Source organism: Cellulomonas sp. EB106-03-03-XG116 (assembly GCF_058792015.1).
In genome coordinates this window covers 1-8601 of sequence record NZ_JBYTEP010000089.1, presented here as the reverse complement: position 1 = coordinate 8601, position 8601 = coordinate 1, and the positions used below count along the sequence as shown (strand labels likewise).

At 75.7% G+C, this 8601-nt stretch carries 8 protein-coding genes and 1 tRNA gene; 3 read left to right on the top strand and 6 right to left on the bottom strand.

What is annotated here, in order from left to right:
• Positions 1-78 precede the first annotated feature (78 nt).
• Positions 79-1431, bottom strand: a complete 1353-nt coding sequence (locus AC3WUG_RS18840; RefSeq protein WP_492329068.1) for an ABC transporter substrate-binding protein — start codon at positions 1429-1431, stop codon at positions 79-81.
• 131 nt (positions 1432-1562) lie between these two features.
• Between AC3WUG_RS18840 and AC3WUG_RS18835 the strand changes: the two genes are divergently transcribed.
• Entirely contained in the window at positions 1563-3227 is a 1665-nt protein-coding gene (locus AC3WUG_RS18835) for a glycoside hydrolase family 43 protein (RefSeq protein WP_492329067.1), read from the top strand.
• Positions 3228-3234: 7 nt separating this feature from the next.
• On the opposite strand, the gene AC3WUG_RS18830 is transcribed toward AC3WUG_RS18835, so the two are convergent.
• A complete protein-coding gene (locus tag AC3WUG_RS18830; protein ID WP_492329066.1) occupies positions 3235-4242 on the bottom strand; it encodes a LacI family DNA-binding transcriptional regulator in 1008 nt (335 codons plus the stop codon).
• Between the two features lie 204 nt (positions 4243-4446).
• On the opposite strand from AC3WUG_RS18830, the gene AC3WUG_RS18825 reads away from it, so the two are divergent.
• Positions 4447-5343 carry a sulfurtransferase gene (locus tag AC3WUG_RS18825; RefSeq protein WP_492329065.1) on the top strand — a complete coding sequence of 299 codons (897 nt, stop codon included), beginning with the start codon at positions 4447-4449 and terminating at the stop codon, positions 5341-5343.
• A 59-nt stretch (positions 5344-5402) separates the two neighbouring features.
• Here AC3WUG_RS18825 and AC3WUG_RS18820 read toward each other — a convergent pair.
• A tRNA-Ser gene (locus AC3WUG_RS18820) sits at positions 5403-5489 on the bottom strand.
• A 64-nt stretch (positions 5490-5553) separates the two neighbouring features.
• Here AC3WUG_RS18820 and AC3WUG_RS18815 point away from each other — a divergent pair.
• Entirely contained in the window at positions 5554-6450 is an 897-nt protein-coding gene (locus tag AC3WUG_RS18815; protein ID WP_492329064.1) for a Sir2 family NAD-dependent protein deacetylase, read from the top strand.
• 38 nt (positions 6451-6488) lie between these two features.
• Here the strand turns inward: AC3WUG_RS18815 and AC3WUG_RS18810 are convergent, their stop codons facing one another.
• From AC3WUG_RS18810 to AC3WUG_RS18800, 3 genes are all read right to left on the bottom strand, one after another.
• A complete protein-coding gene (locus AC3WUG_RS18810; protein WP_492329063.1) occupies positions 6489-6968 on the bottom strand; it encodes a hypothetical protein in 480 nt (159 codons plus the stop codon).
• Between the two features lie 405 nt (positions 6969-7373).
• On the bottom strand, positions 7374-7883 hold the full coding sequence (locus AC3WUG_RS18805; protein ID WP_492329062.1) for a hypothetical protein: 510 nt from the start codon (positions 7881-7883) through the stop codon (positions 7374-7376).
• Between the two features lie 73 nt (positions 7884-7956).
• On the bottom strand, positions 7957-8601 hold a 645-nt coding region (locus AC3WUG_RS18800), incomplete at its 5' end, for a hypothetical protein (protein WP_492329061.1).

The following is an 8601-nucleotide window of genomic DNA, read 5'->3' as shown; positions in this document are numbered from 1 at the left end:
CCCCCCCCCCCCCCCCCCCCCCCCCCCCCCCCCCCCCCCCCCCCCCCCCCCCCCCCCCCCCCCCCCCCCCCCCCGGGGTCAGTCGGCGACGGTGAAGCCGGACTTCTCCAGGTCGGCCGCGATGGTCTCCTGGGTGGCCGTGAACACGTCGCGGAACGAGCCGCCGTTCAGCGCGGCCTCGTTGAGCGCGTCCCCGAACGCGCTCTGCGCGACGTTGACGTCCGGCCCCCAGGTGACGGGGATCGTGGTGTCCGCGACGACCTGGTCGACAACCTGCCAGAAGTCGGTCTGCTGCGGCATGAGCATCGGCGGCTCCGCGGTCAGCGTCGCCTCGCGGCCGGCGGTGCCGCCGGGCAGCAGGTCGAGGCCGAGCAGCAGGTTCGAGCCCTCGTCCGTGGCGGACAGCCAGGCGGCGAACGCCGCGGCCTCCGCGGCGTGCTCGGACTTCTCCGGGACCAGGTACGTCGACCCGCCGAGGAACGGCACGGACGCGTCGCCGGCGGTCCACTGCGGCAGCGGCGCCGCCTCCCAGAGCCCGGCGGTGTCCGGGGCGACCGAGTACAGCACGCTCGGCGCCCAGGCCGCGGCGGCCCAGCTGAGGATCTTCCCGTCGTTGACCTTGGCGTTCCACTCCGGGGTCAGCAGCGGCTCGACGGTGACGAGGTCGCGCTCGACGAGGTCCTGCCAGTAGTCGGCTGTCTCGAGCGACGGCTCGTCGCCGATGCCGACGGACCAGGCGTCGCCGTCGTTGCTCCACCACTCGCCGCCGGCCTGGGCCGCGACCGACGCGAAGAACTCGAACTGCGTCGGCGAGAACGAGGCGATGTACACCGACGGGTCCTGGGTGTGGATCGCCTCGGCGGCCGCGGCGTACTCCTCCCAGGTGGTCGGCACCTCGACCCCGTACTGCGCGAACAGGTCGGCGCGGTAGGTGAGCATCATCGGGCCGATGTCCTGCGGGACGCCGTACACCTGGCCGTCGAACGTGGTCAGGTCCCAGATGTTGTCCTCGACGCCGTCCCGCACGTCCGCGACGTCGTCGGTGATGTCCTTGACCACGCCGGACACGACGAGCGACGGCAGCGCGCGGTACTCGACCTGCACCACGTCGGGGGCCGTGTCCGCGCGGTCCGCGGCGAGCAGCTTGGACGAGGTCTCGGCCGTGCCGCCGACCTCGGAGAGCTTGACCGTCACGTCCGGGTTGAGCTCGTGGTAGCGGTCCACGATCGCCTGGGCCTCCGGGTCGGTGCCCTTGAGCGAGTAGGTCCAGAACTCGAGGGTGACAGGCCCGTCGGACCCGGCGGCGTCGTCGCCGGACGACGAGCACGCGGCGAGGGCGAGCGCCGGGACCAGCGCGAGGGCGCCGATCAGGGCGGTGCGCCTCCGCCGCGGCCGCCGCGCGCCGGTCGCCGGTGTTCCTGCAGCGTGCATGTCCACATCTCCTTCGACGAGGGGACCCGGTCCGCCGCTCCGCTTCGAGCGGGCGCCCCGGGGCTGCGCCTATCGTGATGTTAACGTTGTCATCCTGTCAACCTCACCCCTCCGACCTCCGGGGAGCCCTCGTGCCCGCGTTCCAGAACCCCGTCCTGCCCGGGTGCCACCCCGACCCCTCCGTCGTGCGCGTCGGGGCGGAGTACTTCCTGGTCACCTCGTCGTTCGGGTACTTCCCGGGGATCCCCGTGCACCGGAGCACCGACCTCGTGACCTGGGAGCTGGTGGGGCACGTCCTCACCCGGCCCGAGCAGGCGCCGCTGGCCGGGCTCGACGTCAACGACGGCGTCTGGGCCGCGACCATCCGGCACCACGCCGGGGTGTTCTACGTGGTCGCGACGGTGGCCCGCGGGCGCCGTGGGGCGTCGACCTTCGTGGCGACCGCCACCGACCCGACCGGCCCGTGGTCCGACCCGGTGCCGCTGGAGGCGGAGGGGATCGACCCCTCGCTGTTCGTCGACGCCGACGGGCGCTGCTGGTTCACCGCCACCCGGGACGCGCCCGAGCCGGCCGTCACCGGGCCCGCCGAGCTGTGGCTGCGCGAGCTCGACCTCGCCACCCTGCGCCTCACCGGCCCGGAGCACGTGCTGTGGCACGGCGCGCTGCGCGGGGCGTGGGTCGAGGGCCCGCACCTGTACCTCCGGGACGGCCGCTACTGGCTGATCGCGGCGGAGGGGGGCACGGAGCGGAACCACGCGGTCACCGCCGCCTCGGCACCGGCGGTCACCGGCCCGTACGTGACCGACCCGCGCAGCCCGCTGCTCACCCACCGGCACCTCGGGCCCGGGCACCCGGTGCAGAACGTCGGGCACGCCGACCTCGTCGACACCCCCGACGGCGCGACGTGGGCGCTGACGCTGGGCGTGCGGCCGGTCGACGGGGCGCACACGCTCGGGCGGGAGGCCTTCCTCGTGCCCGTGGAGTGGACGGAGCGCGGGCCGGTGTTCGCGCCGGGGACCGGGACGGTGCCGCTGGCGGGGACGACGGAGAGCGGGGCGGGGGTCGGCGACGGGGCGGCGAGCCCGGGCGGGGCCGCGGTCGACGCCCCCGGCGCCGAGGCGCTCGCCCTCGGCGACCCCCTCGCGGCCCAGGGCTGGTCCAGCCTGCGCGGGCCGGTCGACCACCTGGTGCGCCGGGTCACCGGCGCCGACGGCGGCGCGGCCCTCGAGCTGACGCCGTCCCCCGAGCCGCTGCACGGCACCGGGACTCCCGCCTTCGTGGCGCGCCGCCAGCAGCACGTCCGGTTCCGGGCGACCTGCCGGCTGCGGTTCGCCACCACCTCGTCGGGCGAGGAGGCCGGGCTCGCCGTGCTGCTGCACCAGCAGCGCGTGGCGACCCTCGCGCTGTCGGCGGGTGCCGACGGACGACCCGAGGCACGGCTGCGGATGCGGACCGGCGACGCGGTGGCGGAGCTCGGCACCGTCGCGGTCCCCGCCGGGCCCGTCGAGCTCGCCGTCACCGGGGACGAGCAGGCCTACCGGTTCGCCGCCACCCTCCCCGGGGGCGAGCTGCGCGCGCTCGGGGAGGTGCCCCGGACCGCGTTCGCGACCGAGGCGGCGGGCGGCTTCCTCGGCGTGCACCTGGGGGTCTACGCCCACGCCGACGACGAGCCGACCGGCGCCCAGGCGGTCGTCGAGCAGGTCGCCTACGAGCCGGGCGCCACGCCGTCGGGCGGCGCCGGGGACGAGGCGGGGGCGCCGGTCGGCGACCCGGCCCTCGCCGGGCTCCCCGGCTGACCGCCGCTCAACGCGGGGCGGCGGTCGACCGCCGCACGACCAGCTCCGGCGCGAGCAGCCGGTGGTGCGGCGGCTCCCCGCGCAGCAGCGCGAGCAGCCCCTCGACCGCGTTCGTCCCGAGCGCGTGGAAGTCCTGGCGCAGCGTCGTGAGCGCCGGGACCAGGTAGTCCGAGCCGACCTGGTCGTCGAACCCGACCAGCGACACGTCGTCCGGCACCCGCAGCCCGCGCTCGGCGAACGCCGCCAGCACGCCCATCGCCATCTGGTCGTTGCCGGCGAACACCGCCGTCGGCGGCCCCTCGGGACGGTCCGCGAGCGCCAGCGCCAGGTGGTAGCCGCTGGCGGCGGTGAAGTCGCCCTCGAGGAGCTCGCCGGCGACACCCGGGGCCGCCGCCAGCTCGCGCTCCCAGCCCTCGACGCGCGCCCGCGCGTCCCAGGTGCGCAGGTTGCCGCTCAGGTGCGCGACCTCCCGGTGCCCCAGCCCCACGAGGTGCCGCACGGCGAGCCGCGCGCCGAGGTCCTGGTCCATCTCGACCGACGCGATCCGGTCGTTCGGCACGTCGCCGGACATGACGACGGCCATCGGCACCCGCGTCACCAGCGCCGGCAGCGCGTCCAGGACCACCGGCCGGTCGGCGATCATCGCGACCGCGTCCGCCTGGTCCGCGACCCGCTGCACCGTCTCCGTGAACTCCGCCGGGTCGCGCCCCTGGAAGCTCGCCAGGTTCAGCCAGTACCCCGCCGCGCGGGCGGCGGTCTCCAACCCGCCGAGCACGCGGGGCAGCTCGTGCAGCTCGGAGCCGGCCAGCACGACGCCGATGGTCGACGTCCGGCCGCTCTTGAACGCCCGGGCCACCGTGTTGCGCCGGTACCCCAGCTCCGCGATCGCCGCCTCGACCCGCGCCCGCGTCTCGGGCCGCACCGAGGGGTGCCCGTTCAGCACGCGCGACACGGTGATGTGCGAGACGCCCGCGACCCGGGCGACGTCCACCATGCCTGGCGCTCGGCTGGCCACGTGCTGCTCCGATCGTCGGGCCCGGGTCGGCGTCGGCGCAGGTCCGGGCGGGGTGGTCCGGCACACGCTACCGCGGCGCCCCGCGCGGCCCGGACCCGCCCGCGTCACACACGTCCGGTGCCTGGGCCACGCCTGTCGGGCGCCGCGCGGGCGGACGTAGCGTCGCGAGCACCGCGCTCGCGGCCCGCACCCCGAGGAGGACCCATGGCCCCCGCACTCCCCGCCCTCGTCAGCCCCGAGGCGCTCGCCGCCGCCCTGGAGGCGCCCGCCGGCCGCCCGGTGGTGCTCGACGCGTCCACCTCCCTGGTGACGCACGGCGAGGGCGAGCCGTACACCGCCGGGCCGCTGCGCGAGCAGTACCTCGCGGCCCACGTCCCGGGCGCCGCCTTCGTCGACGTCACCGGCGAGCTGTCCGACCCCGCGGGCCCCTTCCCGTTCACGCTGCCGTCGCCGGGGGCGCTGGCCGCGGCGTTCGGCGCGCTGGGCGTCGGCGACGACACCCACGTCGTCGTCTACGACACCGTCGGCTCCGCCTGGGCGACGCGGGTCTGGTGGCTCCTGCGCTACCTGGGCCACGACCGGGTCTCGGTGCTGGACGGCGGGCTGGCCGGGTGGCAGGCCGCCGGCTTCGGCACGGCCTCCGGCGCGGCCGACGACGACGCCGCACGGGCCGGCGCCGCGAGCCTGACCCCGCGGGAGCGCCCCGAGCTGCTCGCGACGCTGCCGCAGGTCGAGCGGATCTCCTCGGGCGCGGCACCCGGGCTGCTCGTGAACGCGCTCGACCCGGCGACGTTCCGCGGCGACCAGGAGGTCAGCACCTACGCCCGGCGCGGCCGGATCCCGGGCAGCGTGAACCTGCCCCTGTTCACCCTGCTCGACCCGGCGACCGGCCGGTTCCTGCCGCTCGACGACCTGCGTGAGCGCCTGGAGGCGGGCGGGCTGCTCGACGCCGAGGGGGCCGTCACGTACTGCGGGGGCGGGATCGCGGCGACGCTGCCGGCGTTCGCGGCGTACGTCGTGTCGGGGGCGGAGGTCGCCGTGTACGACGGGTCGCTGTCGGAGTGGACGGCGGCGGAGGGGCTGCCGGTCGCGGTGGGGTGACGCGGCCTGCCCGGGGAAGCACGAGAGCCCCGCCGGACACCGGCGGGGCTCTCGTCGAGCGGTAGCGGTGGGATTTGAACCCACGGTGGACTTTCACCCACACACGCTTTCGAGGCGTGCTCCTTAGGCCGCTCGGACACGCTACCTCGGGCCAGAACAGTACCGGATGCGAGGCGGAACTCCCGCATCGGGAGTCGTACCGTGGTGCACGTGACACCCCCGCGCCTGCCGATCCCCCTCCACGACGCCGTCCGGCCGAACCCGGGGACCGTCGACGACGCGGTCCGGCTGCTCCGCGGCAGCCGGCTCACCGTGCTCACCGGGGCGGGCCTGTCGACCGACTCCGGCATCCCCGACTACCGGTCGCCGGACTCCCCGCCGCGGAACCCGATGACGTACCAGCAGTTCGTCGGCGACGAGGGCTTCCGTCGGCACTACTGGGCGCGCAACCACGTCGGCTGGCGCTACGTGCACCGCACGCACCCCAACGCCGGGCACCGCGCGCTGGCGTCGATGGAGGCGCACGGGGTCGTGCTCGGCGTCATCACGCAGAACGTCGACCTGCTGCACGAGCAGGCGGGCTCGCGCCGGGTGATCGACCTGCACGGCCGGTACGACCGGGTGATCTGCCTGCGGTGCCACCGGACCGTGACGCGCGCCGAGCTCGCCGAGCGGCTGGAGGCGGCCAACCCCGGCTTCGCCGAGTCGGTCGGCGCCGTCGGCGACGTGGAGATCGCGCCCGACGCCGACGCCGTCATCGAGCAGACCTCGCACTTCCGGGTCGTCGACTGCTGGCAGCCCGACCCCGACGGCGGCGACGGACCCTGCGGCGGGATGCTGAAGCCGGACATCGTCTACTTCGGCGAGACGGTGCCCGGCCCCCGGGTGGCGGAGGCGTACGCGCTCGTCGACGAGGCGGACGCGCTGCTCGTCGCGGGGTCGTCGCTGACGGTCCAGTCCGGGCTGCGGTTCGTGCGGCACGCGGCCGAGGAGGGCAAGCCGGTCGTGATCCTCAACCGCGGCGCCACCCGCGGTGACCCGCTGGCGACGCTGACCCTGGACGCCGGGGCGTCGGAGACGCTGACGGAGCTGGCCGACCGGCTCTGAGGGCGGGCGCGGCCCGGACGGTGCCGGGCTGTCGCACCTCAGCGGCCGACGCACCACGTCACGCAGGCCGAGCCCGAGCAGCGCGGGCAGTCCGGCACCCCGCCCAGGGCGTCCAGGCGCCGTACGTCCCGGTGGACCGCGTACACCTCCCAGGCCGCCGCCAGCACCAGGACCACGACGACCGCCGCCGAGACCAGGTAGCGCAGCCCCGTGTTGGACTCCCGATCGAAGCCCAGCCATTGCTGGGAGATCGAGAGCCAGCTCGGGTGCGCGACGTCGAACGCATCGTGCGCCGCCGTCGCCAGGCTGAACCAGACCAGCGCCAGCGCCGGCTGACCCGCCAGCGCCCCCCACAGCCACCCGCGGCGCTCTCCCGAACGCGGCCACCGCGCCATGCATGCCGGAGCAACTCCCCAGATCGCGGACATCGCGATCGCCACCACCCCGAGCTGCCACCCGGCGTGCCGGTTGGACACCGAGCCGTGCGGGTCCCGGGGTAGCAGGAGAGCCAGGGACATGACCAGGACGAAGAGCGGAAGGCCGGTCACGCCTGAGCGCACCTGGGACCGCCGACGCGCGCGGAGTCGCTCGGACTCGGCCAGTAGCGCGTTCCGGCCCGCCTCACTGCTCACGGTCGCACCATGTGAGGCGGGCCGTGCCCGGAGGGCGCGGGCAGTCCGGCACGCCGCCCAGCGCCTCCAGACGCCGCACGTCCCGCTCGACCGCGACCACCTCCCACACGGCGGACGCGACCAGCAGCAAGACGACGCCCGCCGCCACCAGGTAGCGCAGCCCGGTGTTGGTCTGCGGGTCGAACCCCAGCCAGCGGTGACCCGCTGGCGACGCTGACCCTGGACGCGGGGGCGTCGGAGACGCTGACGGAGCTGGCCGACCGGCTCTGAGGGCGGCCGCGCGGTCGGCTCTCACCGGCCGGCGCACCACGTGACACAGGCCGGACCCCGGCAGCGCGAGCAGTTCGGCACTCCGCCCCGCGCGTCCAGGCGCCGTACGTCCCGGTGGACCGCGTACACCTCCCAGGCCGCCGCCAGCACCAGGACCACGACGACCGCCGCCGAGAGCAGGTAGCGCAGCACGGTGTTGGCCTCGCGGTCGACGTCGAGCAGCTGCTCGACGATCGAGAGCCAGCCCGGGTGCGCGAGGTCGAACACATCGTGCGCCGTCACGGCCGCCCCAAACCAGGCCAGCGCCACCACCGGCTGACCGAGCACCGCCCCCCAGAGCCACCCGTGACGCTCCCCCGAACGCGGCCACCGCGCCATGCAGGCGGGAGCGACTGCCCATGCTGCGAACGCCGCCATGTCCCCCACCACGAGATACCAGCCGGCGTTCCGGTGGGGCGGCAGACGGTGCGGGTCCCGGGGCAGCAGGAGAGCCAGAGACACGCACAGGATCAGCACCATCAGGCTGGTCACGGCGGCCCGCCCCCGGGCGCGCCGGCGGGCGCGGAGCCGTTCGGACTCCGCCAGCAGCGCGTTCCACCCCGCCTCACCGCTCACAGTCGCACCACGTCAGACAGGTCACGCCCGGGCGGCGCGGGCAGTCCGGCACCCCGCCCAGGACGTCCAGACGCCGCACGTCCCGCTCGACCGCGACCACCTCCCACACGGCGGCCGCGACGAGCAGCACGACGACGGCCGCCGCCACCAGGTAGCGGAGCCCGGTGTTGGTCTGGGGGTCGAACCCCAGCCAGTGCTGCAGGTTCGAGGTCCAGCTGGGGTGCGCAGCGTCGAACGCGTCGTACGCCTCCATCGCCAATCCGAACCACACCACCGCCAGCACCGGCTGACCCAGCAACGCCCCCCGGAGCCAGCCGCGCCGCTCCCCCGAACGCACCCACCGCGCCATGCAGATCGGAGCGACCCCCCAGACCACGAACACCGCGATCACCACCACCCCGAGCTCCGACCCGACGGGCCGATTGGCCGGCGAACCGTGCGGGTCCCGGGGCAGCAGGGCGTGCAACGACACGACCAGGACGAAGAGCGGGAGGCCGGTCACAGTCGAGCGCACGCGCGCCCGCCCACGCGCGTGCAGCCGCTCGGACTCGGCCAGCAGCCGGTTCCACCCCGCCAGGTCGGGGTGATGGGACGGGGTGTCGCCAACGTCGGCACCCCCCTGCTCGGCGGCCTC